Consider the following 17,697-nt stretch of genomic DNA (forward strand, 5'->3'; position numbering starts at 1 on the left):
CTATCAACAAGGCTTCATTCATCTTGAGTGCCTGTCATGACCGCCCAGACCAACCGCCAATTCCTGCTCGCCAAACGCCCGGTGGGTGCCGCGACCCGCGAGACGTTCACGTATCAACAAGTCCCGGTTGGCGAACCGGCGGCGGGCCAGATCCTGGTCAAGAACGAGTACCTGTCCCTCGACCCGGCGATGCGCGGCTGGATGAACGAAGGCAAGTCCTACATCCCACCGGTCGGTATCGGCGAAGTCATGCGGGCATTGGGCGTCGGTCAGGTGATTGCGTCGAATAACCCGGGGTTTGCGGTGGGGGACTACGTCAATGGCGCCCTGGGCGTGCAGGATTATTTCCTCGGCGAGCCACGAGGTTTCTACAAGGTCGATCCAAAACTGGCGCCGCTGCCACGTTATTTATCAGCACTGGGCATGACCGGCATGACCGCTTATTTCGCCCTGTTGGATGTCGGCGCGCCCAAGGCTGGCGAAACCGTCGTGCTTTCAGGCGCCGCCGGTGCCGTGGGCAGCATTGCCGGGCAGATTGCCAAGCTCAAGGGCTGCCGCGTGGTCGGCATCGCCGGTGGTGCCGACAAATGCAAGTTCCTGGTCGAGGAGCTGGGCTTCGACGGGGCCATCGACTACAAGCATGAAGACGTCCATGCCGGTCTCAAGCGCGAGTGCCCCAAAGGCGTGGACGTGTATTTCGACAACGTCGGCGGCGATATCCTCGATGCCGTGCTCAGCCGCCTGAATCTCAAGGCCCGCGTGGTGATCTGCGGCGCCATCAGCCAATACAACAACAAGGAAGCGGTGAAGGGCCCGGCCAACTACCTGTCGCTGCTGGTCAACCGCGCGCGCATGGAAGGTTTCGTGGTCATGGACTACGCCTCGCAGTTCGCCGCCGCCGGGCAGGAAATGGCCGGGTGGATGGCCAAGGGGCAGCTCAAGAGCAAGGAAGATATTGTCGAAGGGCTGGAGACGTTCCCCGAGACGCTGACCAAATTATTCAGTGGGGAGAATTTCGGGAAGCTCGTGCTCAAGGTCTGACACACATCACTGTGAGTGCTGATGCCACGGCCTGACATAAAACGACTGTGGGAGCGAGCTTGCTCGCGATGGCGGTTCATCAGTCACGTTTGAATCGACTGAGATACCGCAAAAGCGAGCAAGCACGCACCCACACCTTTTACAGCGTCTCGGTCAGGCCAGTTCGGCCACGACCGCTGCCAACGCCTTGGCCGGGTCGGCAGCCTGGCTGATCGGACGGCCGATTACCAGGTAATCGGAGCCCGCGTCCAGCGCCTGGCGCGGAGTCAGGATGCGCCGCTGGTCGTCCTGGGCGCTGCCCGCCGGACGAATCCCCGGTGTCACCAGTTGCAGCGATGGGTGCGCCGCTTTCAGGGCACTGGCTTCCAGCGCCGAGCAGACCAAGCCGTCCAGGCCAGCCTTTTGTGCCAGCGCCGCCAGACGCAGCACTTGCTCCTGAGGCTCGATGTCCAGGCCAATCCCCTCCAGATCCTCGCGCTCCATGCTGGTCAGCACGGTCACGCCGATCAGCAGCGGTTTCGGGCCGCTGCGCTGGTCCAGCACTTCACGGCAGGCCGCCATCATGCGCAGGCCGCCGGAACAATGCACGTTGACCATCCACACGCCCATCTCCGCAGCCGCCTTGACGGCCATGGCGGTGGTGTTGGGGATGTCATGGAATTTAAGGTCCAGGAACACTTCGAACCCCTTGTCGCGCAGGGTCCCGACAATTTCCGAAGCGCAACTGGTGAACAGTTCCTTACCGACTTTGACCCGGCACAGCTTGGGGTCCAACTGGTCGGCCAGCTTCAGGGCGGCGTCACGGGTAGGGAAATCCAGGGCGACGATGATAGGCGTCTGGCAGGCGGACATGAGCGGGCTCTCAGGCAAGTCGAAATCGGCGCGCATTGTAGCGGAACCAGCGCCCTTGCGGGACCCGATGATCGGTAAATCATCAATCGCCCTGCTCCCGTTTGTGTCGCAGCCGATACATTCATGACACGCGCACAATACGGCAGGACGCTACCCTGCGCCGCCGCAACCGGTTATTCCAGCGCTTCACGGCCCACCGTCCGAAGCTTATGCTCAAACCACGCCCTCGCCGCCCTCCATGCGGTTGGCAACCCAACTGGCAGATGACGCACCCATGCAGAACACCCCCATTGCAAATGCTGGCGATCAGAAAGTGCCTGACGATGATCGGCGCTGGACCACCCGCGCCCTGATCGTCGATGACGACGTACCGATCCGCGAGTTGCTGATCGACTACCTCGCCCGCTTCGGCATTCGCGCCAGTGGCGTGACCGATGGCGCGGCCATGCGCCAGGCGATGCAGGCCGAGCATTTCGACGTGGTCGTGCTGGACCTGATGTTGCCAGGCGAAGACGGTCTGCAATTGTGCCGCTGGCTGCGGGCCGAGTCGGATATCCCCATCCTGATGCTGACGGCCCGCTGCGAGCCCACCGACCGCATCATCGGCCTGGAACTGGGCGCCGATGACTACATGGCCAAGCCCTTCGAACCCAGGGAATTGGTGGCGCGAATCCAGACCATCCTGCGCCGCGTGCGCGATGACCGCAGCGAGCAGCGCGCCAACATTCGCTTCGATAACTGGCGACTCAACAGCGTGCTGCGCCAGCTGGTCTCCCCCACTGGATTGGTAGTGCCCCTGTCCAACGCCGAATTCCGCCTGCTGTGGGTGTTCATCGAGCGACCGCGCCGTGTGCTCAGCCGTGAACAATTGCTGGACGCCGCGCGCGGTCGTTCCATCGAGGCCTTCGACCGCAGCATCGACCTTTTGGTCTCGCGCTTGCGCCAGAAACTGGGTGACGATCCGAAAGCCCCGCAATTGATCAAGACCGTGCGCGGTGAAGGCTACCTGTTCGACGCGCGGGATATCGGCTGATGCGCCTGCGCTTCGATTCCCTGTTCGGCCGCCTGTTCGGCGTGCTGCTGCTGGCGATCATCCTGGCGCATCTGTTGGCCTTTGCCTGGTTCTTTCATTACGACAAGCCACCTCCTGGGCCGCCCCCGGCGTTCTCCCATCAAGCCGCAGGTCCCCCGCGCTCCGGCCCGCCACCGGGCCAACGCCCCTGGTTCGGCGGCCCCGTGGTGCCGCTGACGTTTCAGTTCGTGTTCCTGATTGTCGCCGCCTGGTACGGCGCCAAGCTGTTGACCCGGCCGATCCAACGCCTGAGCGACGCCGCCGAACGGCTGAGCGAGGACCTCGATAGTCAGCCACTGGAGGAAAACGGTCCGCGTGAGGCCCGCCAGGCCGCCCATACCTTCAACCTGATGCAACGACGGATCCGCGAGCAGGTGCAGCAGCGCTCGCGCATGCTGGGGGCTGTATCCCATGATCTGCGCACCCCGCTGTCGCGGCTCAAGCTGCGCCTGGAGCAGATCAACGACACCCGGTTGCAGGATCAGATGCGCCAGGACCTGGACGATATGATCGGCATGCTCGACGCGACACTGACTTATCTGCACGAACAACGCACCAGCGAGGCGTTGCAGTGGATGGACGTGCAGGCCCTGGTGGAGTCATTGAGCGAAAACGCCCAGGACCAGGGCGCCAACGTGCAGGCCAGCGGCACCTGTGGGCCTATGCAGGTGCAACCGATGGCCCTGCGTTCGTGTCTCAACAACCTCATCGACAACGCCCTGCGCTACGCGGGCGACGCGTCGATTGTTCTGGAAGATCAACAGGACCAATTGCTGATCCGGGTGATTGACCATGGCCCCGGCATCGCAGCGGACAAACGCGAAGCGGTATTCGAGCCATTCTTTCGCCTGGAGGGCTCGCGCAACCGTAACTCCGGTGGCGTCGGCCTGGGCATGACCATCGCCAGGGAGGCCGCCGAGCGCCTGGGCGGGCACTTGAGCCTGGAAGAAACGCCGGGGGGTGGATTGACGGCGGTGATCAGCTTGCCTCGCCTCTAAGCCCCACCGATTTCCCCTGTGGCGAGGGAGCAAGCTCCCTCGCCACAGGTACTCGAAACACGAGTGCACGGCTTTCAATTATCGCGCCTGGCTCTTGCTCCAATCCGTCAGCAAGCTGTACGCCACTGCCAATAATGTCGGGCCGATGAACAGCCCGATGAAGCCGAACGCAATCAACCCGCCGAACACCCCCAACAGCACGATCACCAGCGGCAGGTTTCCGCCACGGCTGATCAGATAGGGCTTGAGCACGTTGTCCACGCCGCTGATGATGAAGGTGCCCCAAATGCCCAGGAACACTGCCATCCCGTATTCACCTTTCCAGACCAGCCACGCCGTGGCGGGGATCCAGGCCAGTGGCGGGCCCATCGGGATCAGGCTGAGCAGGAAGGTGACGATACCCAGCACCAGCGCTCCGGGGACCCCGGCGATCAGGAAGCCGATCAACGCCAGCACCGCCTGGGCCGCCGCGGTCCCGATCACGCCATTGACCACCCGCTGCACCGTCCCGGCCACCAGCTCGACGTAATAACCGGCACGGTCGCCGATCAGTCGTTCCAGCAGCCCTTGGACAAACGCGGCCAGCCGCGGGCCGTCACGATAGAAAAAGAAGACGAATACGATGCTCAGGGTCAGTTCGAGGATGCCGCCGCCGATCTGGGCGCTGCGGGCCAGCAACCAGTTGCCGACCTGCCCCAGGTACGGCTTGATGGACACCATCATCGCCGCGCCCTGCTGGTCGATGCTGTTCCAGATACCGACCAGGCGCCCGCCCACCAATGGCACGCCGGCCAGCCAGTCGGGCGCCTCGGGCAAGCCGTCGACCTGTGCATCCCGGATGAACGCCGTGGCGTCGCGCACATGATCGGCCAGGTTGAATCCCAGCCATACCAGCGGCACCGCCACCAGCAACATCCAGCCCACCGTCAGCAAGCCCGCCGCCAGGGATTCGCGCCCGTTGACCCAACGGGTCAGCAGGCGCATCAGTGGCCAACTGGCAAACGCCAGCACCGCGCCCCAGAACAGCGCCGACCAGAACGGAGCCATCACCCAGAGGCTTGCACCGAACAACACCAGGAGCAGGATCTGCACCAATAGCCGATCGTTATTGAGCATGAAAGATCTCGGAAAATGAAAGATACGGGGGTAACCAATTCAAGCGCCGCCCCCGCAACAGCTTATCGCAGCAATTCAAGATGCAGGCCCGCCGCCTCAGCGCTGGCCGCCTCCATTCGAGCGGCGCGCACACCCTGGCCGATCAAGCCCTGACGCCACGCCTCGGCTTGCGGCCCGGCGATGCTGACTCGCAGCCCAGTGTCCAGGTTCAACGCCCGGGACAGCAGGCGCAGCCAGGTATCGTCCGGTTCACCGGCCAGGCGCGGCAGGTCCAGCACGCCGGTGTCCTTGAGCTGGCGCAGCAGGGTCGCCGAGGTCGGCAAGACATCGCCCAGCGGCGCATTGGCTTCGAACTGTTCGACGTGCAGGTAGGCCTTGCGATTGCCACGGGTGATGGCATACAGCGCGATGAGCGTGTTGTCCGTTGGCGGCGCCAGGCGCAGCAGCAGATAGGCCTGGCCGTTGTCGGCGCCGTAGAGCTTGGCATTGCCGAACACTTCGTTGGCCCACAGGCTGCTTTCGCCGCAGTCGCGGGCCTGGCACCAGAACAGCAGCTCGGCGCCCTGTTTCTGCAGCGCTTCGCGGGCAGCGGTAAAGGCCTGTGTGGCGGAATGCTCGGGCGGCAGCTCGTAGGTCACCGAGGTGGCGTTGCCCCGGGCATCGATTTGTCCGTCGAAACGCAACTGGCCGCTGATCTTGCGGATCGAACCCATGGGGTAGATCCGCTCCAGGTCGCTGGTTTGCCGATAGTCGACGATTTGCGCGTCGGGCATGCGTGGCACACGCTTCAGGTCCTGGCTACCAGGCACATCGGCGGCCAGCACTGCCGGCGCGAAACAGGCCAGCGTCAGCAGGACGAATGAGTGGACGGATGATTTCATTGGATCGGCTTCGCCTGGATCCGCGCGACGCAAAGGCGTTCGTCAATGCGCAGCAAGGCGAGTGGACGGATATCAGTCATGGTTGGCTCCCTTTCAACCCGCCCAGCCTCGACACTTGCCCGGCGCAAGTCAAGAAACGCTGAAGAACCGATTGAAACAGTCTGCTACAAGCGCCGCCCCGGACTCATCGTTCAGGTGCAAATGATGGCCGCCGGGCAACTGTTCATGACTGAAGGGTAGACGTTCCAGCAATTCGGGGTGGTGGGCCAGCATACCGTCCGACGCCACCACCAGATGAGCAGGACAAGCGATCCGCGCCACGAAGGCCATGGCCTGTTCGTCGGTCAGGCGCAGCGGTGAGGGCAAGGTCAGGCGATTGTCGGTGCGCCAGGTGTAGCCTCCCGGCACCGGCATCAAGCCGCGCTGGGCCAGCAACTCGGCGGCCTCGCGACTGACCGCCACCAGACCCTTCATGCGAGCTTCGATGGCCCGGTCAAGGGTTTTATAGACGGGTTTGCGTTTTTGCTGCAACTCCAACTGCGCCTGTAAGGCCATGCCCATGCGCTCCGCCGCATTATCGCCTTTCGCCGTAGGAGGGATCACACCATCGATCAGGCCCAGGTGCGTGATACGTTCCGGCAACGACCCGGCCAGCACCAGCGAGACAATGGCCCCCATGGAATGGCCCAGCAGGGCAAAACGCTTCAATCCCAGTTGCTCGGCCACTTGCAGCACATCGTGGGCATAGTCCCACAGGGCATAGCCGGCGCCAGGCGGACGATGCCCGGAATGACCGTGGCCGGCCATGTCCAGGGCGATCACCCGCACGCCCTGCAACCGGGGCGCCAGTCGGGCGAAACTGTTGGCATTGTCCAGCCAGCCATGCAAGGCGATCACCGGTCGGCCATCTTCCGGGCCAAACAGATGAGCCGCCAGTTCGATATGGGGCAGGCTCAGGCGGACTTCTTCAACGACGCTCATGGGCGGCGTCCTTCCCAGCGCTGGAAGAGGTCCTTGAGCAGATTGGCGGTGTCCAGTGGGCGCTCCAGAGGAAACATGTGGCCGCCCGGCATGCTCAGCGACTCGCCGAAGGGCATGCGTCCCACCGACCGGGCGTGATGACGCATCACCACCCGACTCTGCCGCCCCCGCACCACGGCCAGCGGGATTTCGAGTTTTCGAGCCCTTCCGGGGCTGGTGTGCGGCACACCTCGGTAGATGCTGATTTCCGTGGCCGGGTCGAAGCGCAGTCGCAACCGATCGCCGACCGGCTGCAAGCCATGTTGCAGGTACGCTTCGAAGCACTCTGGGTCGAAACCGCGAAACAGCGTCTTGCCAGCAAAATAAGTCCGCGCCGATTCCAGGTCGCTGAACTCCTCCCGCCGCCCCAGGGTTCGCCCCGCCGGCGTCAGGCGATCGATGAAGCCCAGGCGCTTGGCGGCCAGGATCAGCCAGCGATCCACACGGGTCAGCACCGGAGAATCGAGCATGACCACGCCCCGATACAACCAAGGGCTGCGCAACGCCGCGTGCAGATGCAGCACGCCCCCCAAGGAATGCCCCACTCCCCAGACCGGTTCCGGTTGCTGCTCCAGATGATGAATCAGCTCGTCCACCAGGTTGTTCCAGTTGTCATCGACGGGGAAGCGCGGGTCGTGCCCGTGCAATTCCAGATGCGCGACCTGGTACTGCGGCGCCAGTGCGGCGAACAGCTTGCCGTACGTGGCCGAGGGGAAACCATTGGCGTGAGCGAAAAACACCTGTTGCGACATGTTGGGCCGATCCATTGCGAGAACTGCGATCGATTCTGCGCAGAACCCGGCGGCGCGGCAATGACCGTAACTGACAGGAATGATGACAGTCGGGGTTGGGATATGGGCTCGTGCCCACTGCCCCGTGGCGAGGGAGCTTGCTCCCGGTGGGCTGCGCAGCAGGCCCGAAGATGGGCAACACGGTGTGCCCGGCTGATCGAGTCACGAGACCGAGGGCCGCTTCGCGCCCCAGCGGGAGCAAGCTCCCTCGCCACAATGGACTGCTCCACCCCGCAGGCATCAACGCGCCGGCGGCTGCTCACCCAACGGCACCACCGCCATGGTCAGGCGCGATACGCAGTTGACCTTGCCGTCATCGTTGACCAACCGGATGTCCCAGACCTGGGTGGTGCGCCCCAGGTGAACCGAGCGGGCCGTGGCCGTGACCCGTCCGCTGCGTACGCCACGCAAATGGTTGGCGTTGATCTCCAGCCCCACGCAGTAGAACTTGCTGGTGTCCACGCACAGGTAGGCGGCCATGGAGCCGACCGTTTCGGCCAGCACCACCGACGCGCCGCCATGCAGCAGGCCGAACGGCTGGTGGGTGCGGTGATCGACGACCATGCTCGCGGTCAGCGACTCGTCGTCGAAGGACTCGAAACGAATGTCCAGCACTTCGCTGATGGTGTTTTTACCAGCGGCGTTCAGTTGTTCAATATTCGGGGTGGTGCGCCACAGACTCATCGTTGCCGTTCCTTTGTGATTTTTATTTTGCCTTGGGACCGTTCGTTTCAGGGATGCTTGAGGCTGTTGAGCTTCATCGCACCGGCCAGTGGAAGATCACCTTCCAGCTCGGCCAGGCCAGCCGTTGCGACCTGTTCCGGTTGCTGCAAATGACCGTGCTGCAAAAAGCCCAGCAGACTGCCCACCAGTGGGTTGTGGCTGACCAGCAGAACGTTGTCCTGATCGTCCAGATGTCTCAACACCTCAGCCGGACGCGTCTCCGGCGTCAACCAGTTCACGGTGATCAACTCAGGCTCGAACCCGAGGGCCTCGCGTACCAGTTGCGCGGTCTGCTGGGCGCGCACGTAAGGGCTGGCATAAATGGCCCGCAACGGCTCGCCTATCAATCGACCGGCGCTGAGCAGCACTTCCTCGCGCCCATGAATCGTCAACACCCGCTCCGGATCGGGACGGGCTCCGTGGGGCTCGGCCTCGCCATGACGCAATACCCACAGTTTCATAGCTTCGGCTCCTCGTCCCGGACCGGGTGCGGTGCCGGCGCCACGGTGTGGGGCGCTTCGCCTTCCGGCGTGCGTGGGGTCGGCCAGTCGGCGAATGGCCAAGGCTTCTGGTCACTGTGAAAGGTGCCAAAACGGCCGATCTGCGCGAGGAACTGGCTCAGGCTGTCGCCAAAATTCATCAGGCTGGCGCTGGGCGCGCCGTAGATCAGCCGGTAGATCAACTGCACCAGCACCACGGCGCCGAGGATGAATTGCGCCACCTGCCAGACCAGCAGGTAAATCACCATCCACAGCACGCGCAGCAGGATGGATTCGTATTGAGGCTGCCCTTTCGGATCGTTCATGGTTCGCTCCTGCTTGCGGTCAAAGGGAATCAGTTGAAACCGCTGGTGGAAATAAAATCGACGTCGGTCTTGGGTTCGCCACGCATCAACAGTTCGATCACCTGTTCCAGCGTGCGCCCTTCGAACAGGATCGCATGCAGACCGGCGACCAGCGGCATGTACACGCCGGCCTCCTGGGACTTGGCCTTGAGCACCTTGAGGGTGTTGACCCCTTCCGCCACTTCACCCAGGCGCGACACGGCCTCGTCCAGGCTCAGGCCTTGGCCGAGGGCGAAGCCGACCTGGTAGTTGCGGCTCTTGGGCGAAGAGCAGGTAACGATCAGGTCGCCCACCCCGGCCAGCCCGAGGAAAGTCATCGGATTGGCGCCCTGGCTGACGGCGAATCGGGTCATTTCCGCCAGCGCCCGGGTGATCAGCATGCTCTTGGTGTTCTCGCCCATGCCCAAGGCGACCGCCATGCCGGCGATGATCGCGTAGACATTCTTCAGCGCCCCGCCCAGCTCCACGCCGAAACGATCCGCGCTGGCATAGACGCGGAAAGTGCGGCCATGCAGCGCGGCCTGGACCCGTTGGCACAACTCTTCATCTTCGCTGGCGACCACGGTGGCGGTCAGGGCATGCTCGGCAATCTCGCGCGCCAGGTTCGGCCCGGAGATCACGCCGATTCGCGCCTTGGGGGCGATGTCTTCGAGGATCTCGCTCATCAGCTTGAAGGTTTGCGCCTCGATACCTTTGGTCAGGCTCACCAGCAGTTTGCCGCTCAAGCGTTCGGCATGGGGCGCCAATACCGAGCGCAAGGCGCTGGAAGGCAAGGCCACGAAGAACAGGTCGCTGCCTTCGAGTGTGGCCTGCAAGTCAGTGACCGGCTCCACTTCAGGCCGGACCTTGATGCCCTTGAGGTAACGCGGATTCTCCCGGTTGACCCGGATGGCCTCGGCCTGTTCGGGGTCACGCATCCATTGGCGCACCGCGTGGCCGTTTTCCGCCAGCAGGTTAGCCACGGCAGTGCCGAAACTCCCGCCTCCCAGGACCGCAATCGGGCGCTGTTCAGTCATATGCAATCCGCTCTTCCGTACCAAGTGGCAATGCGGGGCATTATACGGAGCAGCCGGACCGCGACCAGCCCCGTCAGTAATTACCCATAGCTGTAGGAAGCTGACCATCAATTCCTAGGAAAATGCTGTCAACGTGAATGGAAAAGTCGTTCGGCTCGGTTAACATGCCTGCCTTCCTTTCATTATCCAAGGCTGTGCCGTGTTCGTTGGCCCCTCCCGTCCAGGTTCTTCACTGCTATTGGCGCTGATCATCAGTCCGCCGGTAGTGGCCGACGACTTGTTCGTGGACAGCCAGGCCGTGCCCCAGGTGTTGACCGCCACGCGCCTGAAACAGTCGCCGGCCGCAGTGCCGGGCAGCATGACCGTGCTCGATCGTGAATTGATCAAGGCCAGCGGCGCCCGGGACATCAGCGAACTGTTGCGCCTGGTGCCGGGCATGATGGTCGGCAATCTCAGCGGCAACCAGGCCACCGTCAATTACCACGGGACCAACGCCAGCGAAGCGCGGCGCATGCAGGTGCTGATCGATGGCCGTTCGGTGTATCGCGCCGGCCTGGCGACAGTGGACTGGAGCGATATTCCGGTCGCCATGGAAGACATCGACCGAATCGAAGTCTTCCGGGGCCCGAACACCGTCAGCTACGGTGCCAACGCGCTGATGGCGGTGGTCAACATCATTACCCGCGCCCCGGCCGACAGCCACGGCACCCGACTGAAGATCACCCGGGGCCAGCGAGGGATCGGCGACTGGTACGCCAGCCAGGGCAGTGGTTGGGAAAACGGCGATTTCCGACTCTCGCTGTCCGGCCAGGAAGACGACGGTTTCGACAGCGACCGCAACGGTGCCGATTACCGCGACAGCCGGCGACTGGACCGCTTCAACCTGTCCGTCAGCCAAATCCTGGACGAATCCCAGAGCATCGATTGGCAATTGAACGCCAAGGACGGGACCAATCAGCGGCCCTACACCTATCGCCCTGTGTTCGCCGGGATTACAGCGGCTGGGGATAATTCTGACGTCATCGCCAAGGATTACGCCGGTTCGCTGCGCTGGAACCTGGACCTGAACCCCAATCACAGCCTCTATGTACAAGGCTCGATCCAGCATTGGGATCGCCAGCAAACCTGGCGCGCCTGTGATGCCGAGGTGTCCTTCAGCCCGCAATTGACCGACCTCTGGCAGCTCAACCCCAACTACGCCGAGAAGCTGGCCCGCAACATTCCGAGCTTCCTCGGCTCGGGCGCGCCGCCCGGTACCGCACAGGAACAGGCACTGGCTAATCAGGTGCTCGATCAGTGGCGCAACGGCGCTTCCCAGACACTGTGCGGCGACATCGACCAAAGCGCCCGGGAGTCGCGCTATGACCTGGAGATCCAGGACACCCTCAGCCTGTCCGACAGCCTGCGGCTGGTCACCGGGGCGAATTATCGCTACGACCGGGCCGACTCGGAGACCTACTTCAACGGTACCCTGGACGACACCACCTACCGTTTGTTCGGCCAGCTCGAATGGCGAGCCAGCGAACACTGGCTGCTGCAGGGCGGCGCGATGTTCGAGGACACGCGCCTGACCGGCAGTTCGCTGACACCGCGGATGGCGGTGAACTACCTGATCACCCCGCGACATGGCCTGCGGGCGGTGTATTCCGAGGCGGTGCGTTCGCCGGACATGTTCGAGAACAACGTCAATTGGAGCTATCAAGTCTCCAACCTGCAGCCGTCCGCGTTCGGCCAGGACAGTGCACGCTATTTCGTACGCACGCGCGGCCCGGGGAACCTGGATCAAGAGCACATGCGCTCCCGAGAGCTGGGTTACAACGGCTATTTCATGGACCTTGGCCTGACGATGGATGTGAAGCTGTTCCATGACGAAATCACCGGCATGATCAGCGAGCCGCTGCGCAACAACCAATACATCGCCAGCAACAGCAACGAATCGCAATTCACCGGTGCCGAGACCCAATTGGACTGGCGCGTGACCCTTGCCGATCGGCTGCGCCTGACTTACGCCTACGTCGATGCCCTGGCGAGCAACCCCCTCGACGAACAACTGACCGCCCGCAACAGTGGTTCCGCCGGCTGGCTGCGCGATTGGGGCCAGGGTTGGAACAGCGCGGTCTTCTATTACGCCGCCGATGCCCTCAATGGTTATCGCTACGAGCGGGTCGACACCCGCCTCGCCCGGCGAATCCCCTTGGGCAAGGCCAGCCTGGAGCTGGCGGGGGTGATGCAACAGCGCCTCGACGATCAACCGACCACCTACGTCGATAATCGCTACGACTCCCGTCACGTCCTGTATTTCAGCGCAGAGTTGTCCTTCTAGATGTCTCGGCGCCAACCACACAAGACGCCATCCCGTGGCCGCCTGTCGCTGCTGCTGTGGGTGGCTTTTGCCAGTCTGCTGAGCGTCATCGACGCCCGCGCTGCGGAGATCCTGCTGACCGGCGCCCAGGACAGTCCCGGTGTGCAGTCGTTTACCCAGGCCCTGCAGGCCCGACGTCCCTATGACCGTGTACGGTTTGCCCCAGTGGCCAGTCTGCCGACGCCGGACCAGCTACCGGGCGACCTGCGCCTGGTGCTGCTGGATTTGCCGAGCCTTGACTGGCGGCTGCAAAAGATCCGCGGACCGGCGACCCTGGTGCTACGGATCAGTCGCCAGCAAGCCCGCGATCGCCTGGGCGATGCAACGCCCGAGCACCTGAGCCTGCTCTGGAGCGATCCGCCGATGGCGCGGCAATTGCGCCTGATTCGCCAGATCCTGCCGCAAGTGCGACGGGTCGGCATATTGTTCGACAAGCACAGCGAGTTCCTGCTCAAGGATGCTCATCAGGCGGCGCTTGCCCTGGGCCTGGAAATTGTCGGCGAGCGCTGGGACGACAGCAGCGACAGCCGCCCGTTACAGAACCTGCTGGGCCAGAGCGATGTCTTGCTGGGCCTGGATGATCCCGATCTGTACAACCCCAAGACGGTGAAGAACCTACTGCTCAGCAGTTATGCCCGGCAACGCGCGCTGATCGGCCCGAGCCCGGCCTTCGTCAAGGCGGGCAGCCTGGCCAGCACCTACAGCGACCAGGAAGACTGGCTGGCGATTCTCGATGATCTGCTCGACCGCCCCGCCACCACCTGGCCGCGCACCCTGTACCCGCCCCGCTTCAAAGTCCTGAGCAATCAACAGGTCGCCCGTTCCCTGGGGATCGAACCGATCGATGCCGAATCCGTCGCTGCGCAGTTGGCAGAAGGAGAACACCGCCCATGACCTTGCGTCGTCGTTGGGATATCCACACCCGCACCCAGCTCATCGCCCTCGGCCCGGCATTGTTGTTGACCGTGTTGCTGATCGGCTTCTTCACCTTCGTGCGGATCCAGGACTTGCGCCAGGAACTCAACCACACCGGGCAACTGATCGCCAACCAACTGGCGCCGGCAGCGGAATACGGGGTCATTTCCGGCAACAACGAAGTGCTGGAAAGCCTGCTCACCGCGACCCTGGCCACGCCCCATGTGCGTTTCCTCGAGGTCCAGGACCGCACGGAGCGAGTCCTGGTGTACGTCGAGCAACCGGCCCAGGCCCGCAACCATTCACAACAGGTGGAAGTGTTCCAGGCCCCGGTTCGCCTGCAGCGCATTGCCCTGAACAATGACTTCCTGCAAGGCAATAATCCGACCACCGAAACGCCCGGCGAGGATTACCTGGGCCGGGTGATCGTCGGCATGTCCAGCGACGCCTTCAGCCAGCGTCAGCAGGAAATCCTGCTCAAGGCCGCGATCCTGGCGTTGTTCGCCCTGCTGTTCACGTTCCTGGTGGCGCGGCGCCTGGCGGCCGACCTGTCACGGCCGATCCGCGACATCGGCAACGCGGTCAAGGCGATCCAGCAAGGCGACTACAACGCCCCGCTGCCGATCGTCGACGACGGCGAACTGGGGGCATTGTCGCGGCACATCAACAACCTCGCCGACGGCCTCGAGCAGGCCAGCCGTGAACAGCACCAGGCCATGGCCCAGTTGATCAAGACCCGGGAAGAAGCGGAAAAGGCCAACAGCGCCAAGTCCGAATTCCTGGCGATGATGAGCCATGAGCTGCGCACGCCGATGAACGGCGTGCTGGGCATGCTGCAACTGCTGGAAACCACCCACATGACCGACGAGCAGCACGAGTACACCGCGCTGGCCTCGGAGTCCACCGAGCACCTGTTGAAGGTGATCAACGACATCCTCGATTTCTCGCGTATCGAACGCTCCGCACTGGAGTTGGAACACATTGCGTTCAACCTGGCGGAGCTGGTGGGCAGTTGCGCCCAGTCGTTCCAACACAGCGCCGCGCAACGCAAGCTGGGCCTGGACCTACTTATCCCCGACGACCTGAAGCCGCTGCAGGTACAAGGCGACCCGACGCGGATCCGGCAGATCCTGGTGAACCTGATCGGCAACGCGCTGAAGTTCACCGACCAGGGCCGCGTTACCGTGCAATGCCAATGGCAAGCCCTGGACCACGAACTACTCTGGTTCACCTGCACGGTACGTGACAGCGGCATCGGTATCCCGGCCGAGAGCCTGGAGCGGATGTTCGACGCGTTCCAGCAGGCCGACAGTTCGATTTCCCGGCGCTACGGCGGCACGGGCCTGGGCTTGCCGATCGCGCGCACCCTGGCCGAACGCATGGGCGGCACGCTGCGCGCCCAGAGCGAGGAAGGCCAGGGCTCGGTGTTTACCCTGGAGATCCCCCTGGCCCTGTCGCGCCTGGCCCCACCGCCGTTGCCTCCACGCCTGCCTGGCGGAAGCCGTGATGGAGAAGGCCGCAATGTCCTGCTGGTAGAAGACAACCCGGTGAACCAAACGGTGATCGAAGCCATGCTGCGCAGCCTGGGTTTCAAGGTCAGCGTCGCCACCGATGGCGCCCAGGCCGTACGCAGCGCCGAGAGCCTGATTTTCGAAGCGATCCTGATGGACTGCCGGCTGCCGGTCATCGATGGCTACGAAGCCACCCGGCAGATCCGCCAATTGCCGGGCTGTACCGAGGTGCCCATCATCGCCCTGACAGCCAATGCATTGCAGGGCGACCGGGAAGCCTGCCTGGCGGCAGGCATGAACGATTACTTGGCCAAACCCTTCAAGCGAATTGACTTGCAGCAGACTCTCCAACGCTGGGTAGGGTAAATACGGGGCGTTGGACTATCTGCGACTGGCGTGAAAGGCGAAAGTGCGGCAGTCTTAAGCACCCGGACACGCCTCGAGCGGGACAGGAATAACAATTTCAGTGCACAGGTGTACATTCATTTCCCGTGTGCTGTGACTTTCACTACAACGCAATAGTCTATGAGTAGGCTGCCGACTCGAGGCATGAACGCTTCGATCGGCCGGGAAGATTTGCCCCACCCTGCCGCATGGGACTATTGAGGAGCTCGCATGACCAAACAAAACGCCTTTACTCGGGAAGATCTGCTGCGCTGCAGTCGCGGTGAGCTGTTCGGCCCAGGTAACGCGCAACTGCCCGCCCCGAACATGCTGATGGTGGATCGCATCACCCATATCAGCGATGAGGGTGGCAAGTACGGCAAAGGTGAATTGGTCGCCGAGCTGGATATCACTCCGGACCTGTGGTTCTTCGCCTGTCACTTCGAAGGTGACCCGGTGATGCCCGGCTGCCTGGGCCTCGACGCCATGTGGCAACTGGTCGGCTTTTTCCTCGGCTGGCAGGGCCTGCCAGGCCGCGGTCGCGCCCTGGGTTCGGGCGAAGTGAAGTTCTTCGGTCAGGTACTGCCGACTGCGAAGAAGATCACCTATAACATTCATATCAAACGCGTCCTCAAGGGCAAGCTGAACATGGCCATTGCCGATGGTTCGGTTGCCGTGGATGGTCGCGAGATCTACACCGCCGAAGGCCTTCGGGTCGGCGTTTTCACCTCCACTGACAACTTCTAAGGGTTATCCGCATGCGCCGCGTCGTTATCACTGGTCTGGGCATCGTTTCGTGCCTGGGCAATGACAAAGAGACCGTCTCCGCTAACCTGCGTGCAAGTCGCCCTGGCATCCGGTACAACCCGGAATATGCCGAAATGGGTCTGCGTAGCCAGGTTTCCGGCTCCATTGACCTGAACCTCGAAGAGCTGATCGATCGCAAGATCTACCGTTTCGTCGGCCACGCGGCGGCTTATGCCTACCTGGCCATGAAAGACGCCATTGCTGACTCCGGCCTGACCGACGAGCAGGTGTCCAACGTGCGCACCGGCCTGATCGCCGGTTCCGGCGGCGCGTCGACCTTGAACCAGATGGAAGCGCTGGACATCCTGCGCGAGAAAGGCGTCAAGCGCGTCGGCCCGTACCGCGTCACGCGGACCATGGGCAGCACCGTTTCGGCTTGCCTGGCCACCCCTTTCAAGATCAAGGGCCTGAACTACTCGATCTCCTCCGCTTGCGCCACCAGTGCCCACTGCATTGGCACCGCGGTCGAGCAGATCCAGATGGGCAAGCAAGACATCGTGTTCGCCGGCGGCGGTGAAGAAGAACATTGGAGCCAGTCGTTCCTGTTCGATGCGATGGGCGCCCTGTCCAGCAAACGCAACGACACACCGCAAACCGCTTCACGCGCCTACGACGCCGACCGTGACGGTTTCGTCATCGCCGGCGGTGGTGGCATGGTCGTGGTCGAGGAGCTGGAACACGCCCTCGCCCGTGGCGCGAAGATCTACGCGGAAATCGTCGGCTACGGCGCCACTTCCGACGGCTACGACATGGTCGCGCCGAGCGGTGAAGGTGCCGTGCGCTGCATGCAGATGGCCATGTCCACTGTCGACACACCGATCGACTACCTGAACACCCACGGCACCTCGACCCCGGTCGGCGACGTCGCGGAGATGAAAGGTGTGCGTGAAGTGTTCGGCGACAAGGCCCCGGCCATCAGCTCCACCAAGAGCCTCTCGGGTCACTCCCTGGGCGCCGCCGGCGTCCACGAAGCGATCTATTGCATGCTGATGATGGAAGGCAACTTCATGGCCGGTTCGGCCAACATCGACGAACTGGACCCGGAAGTGGCCGACCTGCCAATCCTGACCAAGACTCGCGAAAATGCCACCATCAACACCGTGATGAGCAACAGCTTCGGCTTCGGTGGCACCAACGCCACCCTGGTGATGAAGCGCTGGCAGGGCGCGTAGGAACTGCCGCAGGCTGCGATCTTTTAATGCGAAAAGATCGCAGGCTTCGCCAGCGCCTACAGGAGCCAACAAAAACGCCCCGACTGGTTCGGGGCGTTTTTTTGTCCGTTCAAAAGCGATGGAAATCTTTGTGGGAGCGAGCTTGCTCGCGATGGCGTCGGATCAGCCAACCTTGATACTGACTGATCCGAC

17 protein-coding genes are annotated in these 17,697 nt (G+C 63.0%); 8 read left to right on the plus strand and 9 right to left on the minus strand.

The window, feature by feature from the left end; genetic code table 11:
- The first annotated feature begins 36 nt into the window (after positions 1-36).
- Positions 37-1,041 carry an NADP-dependent oxidoreductase gene (locus JMN22_RS25775; RefSeq protein WP_198798370.1) on the plus strand — a complete coding sequence of 335 codons (1,005 nt, stop codon included), beginning with the start codon at positions 37-39 and terminating at the stop codon, positions 1,039-1,041.
- 153 nt (positions 1,042-1,194) lie between these two features.
- Here the strand turns inward: JMN22_RS25775 and pyrF are convergent, their stop codons facing one another.
- Positions 1,195-1,893 carry an orotidine-5'-phosphate decarboxylase gene (pyrF, locus tag JMN22_RS25780; protein ID WP_198798371.1) on the minus strand — a complete coding sequence of 233 codons (699 nt, stop codon included), beginning with the start codon at positions 1,891-1,893 and terminating at the stop codon, positions 1,195-1,197.
- A 274-nt stretch (positions 1,894-2,167) separates the two neighbouring features.
- Between pyrF and JMN22_RS25785 the strand changes: the two genes are divergently transcribed.
- Positions 2,168-2,926, plus strand: coding sequence for a response regulator (locus JMN22_RS25785; RefSeq protein WP_198798372.1), 759 nt, complete (start codon positions 2,168-2,170; stop codon positions 2,924-2,926).
- The gene (locus tag JMN22_RS25790; protein WP_030138357.1) at positions 2,926-3,963 is read left to right on the plus strand and encodes a sensor histidine kinase; all 1,038 of its coding nucleotides are present in this window, start codon (positions 2,926-2,928) and stop codon (positions 3,961-3,963) included. The genes JMN22_RS25785 and JMN22_RS25790 overlap by 1 nt, the downstream gene beginning before the upstream one ends.
- 78 nt (positions 3,964-4,041) lie before the next feature.
- Here JMN22_RS25790 and JMN22_RS25795 read toward each other — a convergent pair whose 3' ends face one another.
- The 8 genes from JMN22_RS25795 to JMN22_RS25830 all read right to left on the minus strand — a co-directional run bounded on the left by JMN22_RS25795 (position 4,042) and on the right by JMN22_RS25830 (position 10,354).
- Positions 4,042-5,079 (minus strand): AI-2E family transporter, encoded by a 1,038-nt coding sequence (locus tag JMN22_RS25795; RefSeq protein WP_030138355.1) that lies wholly within the window; start codon positions 5,077-5,079, stop codon positions 4,042-4,044.
- Positions 5,080-5,141: 62 nt separating this feature from the next.
- Positions 5,142-5,960, minus strand: a complete 819-nt coding sequence (locus tag JMN22_RS25800) for a DUF4892 domain-containing protein (RefSeq protein WP_030138354.1) — start codon at positions 5,958-5,960, stop codon at positions 5,142-5,144.
- A gap of 129 nt (positions 5,961-6,089) precedes the next feature.
- Positions 6,090-6,941 (minus strand): alpha/beta hydrolase, encoded by an 852-nt coding sequence (locus JMN22_RS25805; protein WP_030138353.1) that lies wholly within the window; start codon positions 6,939-6,941, stop codon positions 6,090-6,092.
- Positions 6,938-7,732: an alpha/beta fold hydrolase gene (locus tag JMN22_RS25810; protein ID WP_030138352.1), complete on the minus strand. Its 795-nt coding sequence runs from the start codon at positions 7,730-7,732 to the stop codon at positions 6,938-6,940. The genes JMN22_RS25805 and JMN22_RS25810 overlap by 4 nt, the downstream gene beginning before the upstream one ends.
- Before the next feature lie 279 nt (positions 7,733-8,011).
- Entirely contained in the window at positions 8,012-8,455 is a 444-nt protein-coding gene (locus JMN22_RS25815; protein WP_198798373.1) for a hotdog fold thioesterase, read from the minus strand.
- A gap of 47 nt (positions 8,456-8,502) precedes the next feature.
- The gene (gene sixA / locus JMN22_RS25820) at positions 8,503-8,955 is read right to left on the minus strand and encodes a phosphohistidine phosphatase SixA (protein WP_030138350.1); all 453 of its coding nucleotides are present in this window, start codon (positions 8,953-8,955) and stop codon (positions 8,503-8,505) included.
- A complete protein-coding gene (locus tag JMN22_RS25825; protein WP_030138349.1) occupies positions 8,952-9,299 on the minus strand; it encodes a DUF4389 domain-containing protein in 348 nt (115 codons plus the stop codon). The genes sixA and JMN22_RS25825 overlap by 4 nt, the downstream gene beginning before the upstream one ends.
- Before the next feature lie 29 nt (positions 9,300-9,328).
- A complete protein-coding gene (locus JMN22_RS25830) occupies positions 9,329-10,354 on the minus strand; it encodes an NAD(P)H-dependent glycerol-3-phosphate dehydrogenase (RefSeq protein WP_030138348.1) in 1,026 nt (341 codons plus the stop codon).
- Between the two features lie 199 nt (positions 10,355-10,553).
- Between JMN22_RS25830 and JMN22_RS25835 the strand changes: the two genes are divergently transcribed.
- The 5 genes from JMN22_RS25835 to fabB all read left to right on the plus strand — a co-directional run bounded on the left by JMN22_RS25835 (position 10,554) and on the right by fabB (position 17,505).
- Entirely contained in the window at positions 10,554-12,677 is a 2,124-nt protein-coding gene (locus tag JMN22_RS25835; RefSeq protein ID WP_198798374.1) for a TonB-dependent receptor plug domain-containing protein, read from the plus strand.
- Positions 12,678-13,610 (plus strand): ABC transporter substrate-binding protein, encoded by a 933-nt coding sequence (locus JMN22_RS25840; protein WP_198798375.1) that lies wholly within the window; start codon positions 12,678-12,680, stop codon positions 13,608-13,610.
- Positions 13,607-15,508, plus strand: coding sequence for an ATP-binding protein (locus JMN22_RS25845; protein ID WP_030138345.1), 1,902 nt, complete (start codon positions 13,607-13,609; stop codon positions 15,506-15,508). The genes JMN22_RS25840 and JMN22_RS25845 overlap by 4 nt, the downstream gene beginning before the upstream one ends.
- 249 nt (positions 15,509-15,757) lie before the next feature.
- Positions 15,758-16,273, plus strand: coding sequence for a 3-hydroxyacyl-[acyl-carrier-protein] dehydratase FabA (gene fabA / locus JMN22_RS25850; protein WP_030138344.1), 516 nt, complete (start codon positions 15,758-15,760; stop codon positions 16,271-16,273).
- Positions 16,274-16,284: 11 nt separating this feature from the next.
- On the plus strand, positions 16,285-17,505 hold the full coding sequence (gene fabB, locus JMN22_RS25855) for a beta-ketoacyl-ACP synthase I (RefSeq protein WP_030138343.1): 1,221 nt from the start codon (positions 16,285-16,287) through the stop codon (positions 17,503-17,505).
- Positions 17,506-17,697: the final 192 nt, after the last annotated feature.

It is taken from the genome of Pseudomonas sp. HB05, from assembly GCF_016756915.1.
Classification (GTDB): domain Bacteria; phylum Pseudomonadota; class Gammaproteobacteria; order Pseudomonadales; family Pseudomonadaceae; genus Aquipseudomonas; species Aquipseudomonas alvandae.

Excerpts from the sequence above, each read along its gene's own strand:
- JMN22_RS25775 (WP_198798370.1), top strand. The coding sequence starts at position 37 with ATGACCGCCCAGACCAACCGCCAATTCCTGCTCGCCAAACGCCCGGTG.
- pyrF (WP_198798371.1), bottom strand. The coding sequence starts at position 1,893 with ATGTCCGCCTGCCAGACGCCTATCATCGTCGCCCTGGATTTCCCTACC.
- JMN22_RS25785 (WP_198798372.1), top strand. The coding sequence starts at position 2,168 with ATGCAGAACACCCCCATTGCAAATGCTGGCGATCAGAAAGTGCCTGAC.
- JMN22_RS25790 (WP_030138357.1), top strand. The coding sequence starts at position 2,926 with ATGCGCCTGCGCTTCGATTCCCTGTTCGGCCGCCTGTTCGGCGTGCTG.
- JMN22_RS25795 (WP_030138355.1), bottom strand. The coding sequence starts at position 5,079 with ATGCTCAATAACGATCGGCTATTGGTGCAGATCCTGCTCCTGGTGTTG.
- JMN22_RS25800 (WP_030138354.1), bottom strand. The coding sequence starts at position 5,960 with ATGAAATCATCCGTCCACTCATTCGTCCTGCTGACGCTGGCCTGTTTC.
- JMN22_RS25805 (WP_030138353.1), bottom strand. The coding sequence starts at position 6,941 with ATGAGCGTCGTTGAAGAAGTCCGCCTGAGCCTGCCCCATATCGAACTG.
- JMN22_RS25810 (WP_030138352.1), bottom strand. The coding sequence starts at position 7,732 with ATGTCGCAACAGGTGTTTTTCGCTCACGCCAATGGTTTCCCCTCGGCC.
- JMN22_RS25815 (WP_198798373.1), bottom strand. The coding sequence starts at position 8,455 with ATGAGTCTGTGGCGCACCACCCCGAATATTGAACAACTGAACGCCGCT.
- sixA (WP_030138350.1), bottom strand. The coding sequence starts at position 8,955 with ATGAAACTGTGGGTATTGCGTCATGGCGAGGCCGAGCCCCACGGAGCC.
- JMN22_RS25825 (WP_030138349.1), bottom strand. The coding sequence starts at position 9,299 with ATGAACGATCCGAAAGGGCAGCCTCAATACGAATCCATCCTGCTGCGC.
- JMN22_RS25830 (WP_030138348.1), bottom strand. The coding sequence starts at position 10,354 with ATGACTGAACAGCGCCCGATTGCGGTCCTGGGAGGCGGGAGTTTCGGC.
- JMN22_RS25840 (WP_198798375.1), top strand. The coding sequence starts at position 12,678 with ATGTCTCGGCGCCAACCACACAAGACGCCATCCCGTGGCCGCCTGTCG.
- JMN22_RS25845 (WP_030138345.1), top strand. The coding sequence starts at position 13,607 with ATGACCTTGCGTCGTCGTTGGGATATCCACACCCGCACCCAGCTCATC.
- fabA (WP_030138344.1), top strand. The coding sequence starts at position 15,758 with ATGACCAAACAAAACGCCTTTACTCGGGAAGATCTGCTGCGCTGCAGT.
- fabB (WP_030138343.1), top strand. The coding sequence starts at position 16,285 with ATGCGCCGCGTCGTTATCACTGGTCTGGGCATCGTTTCGTGCCTGGGC.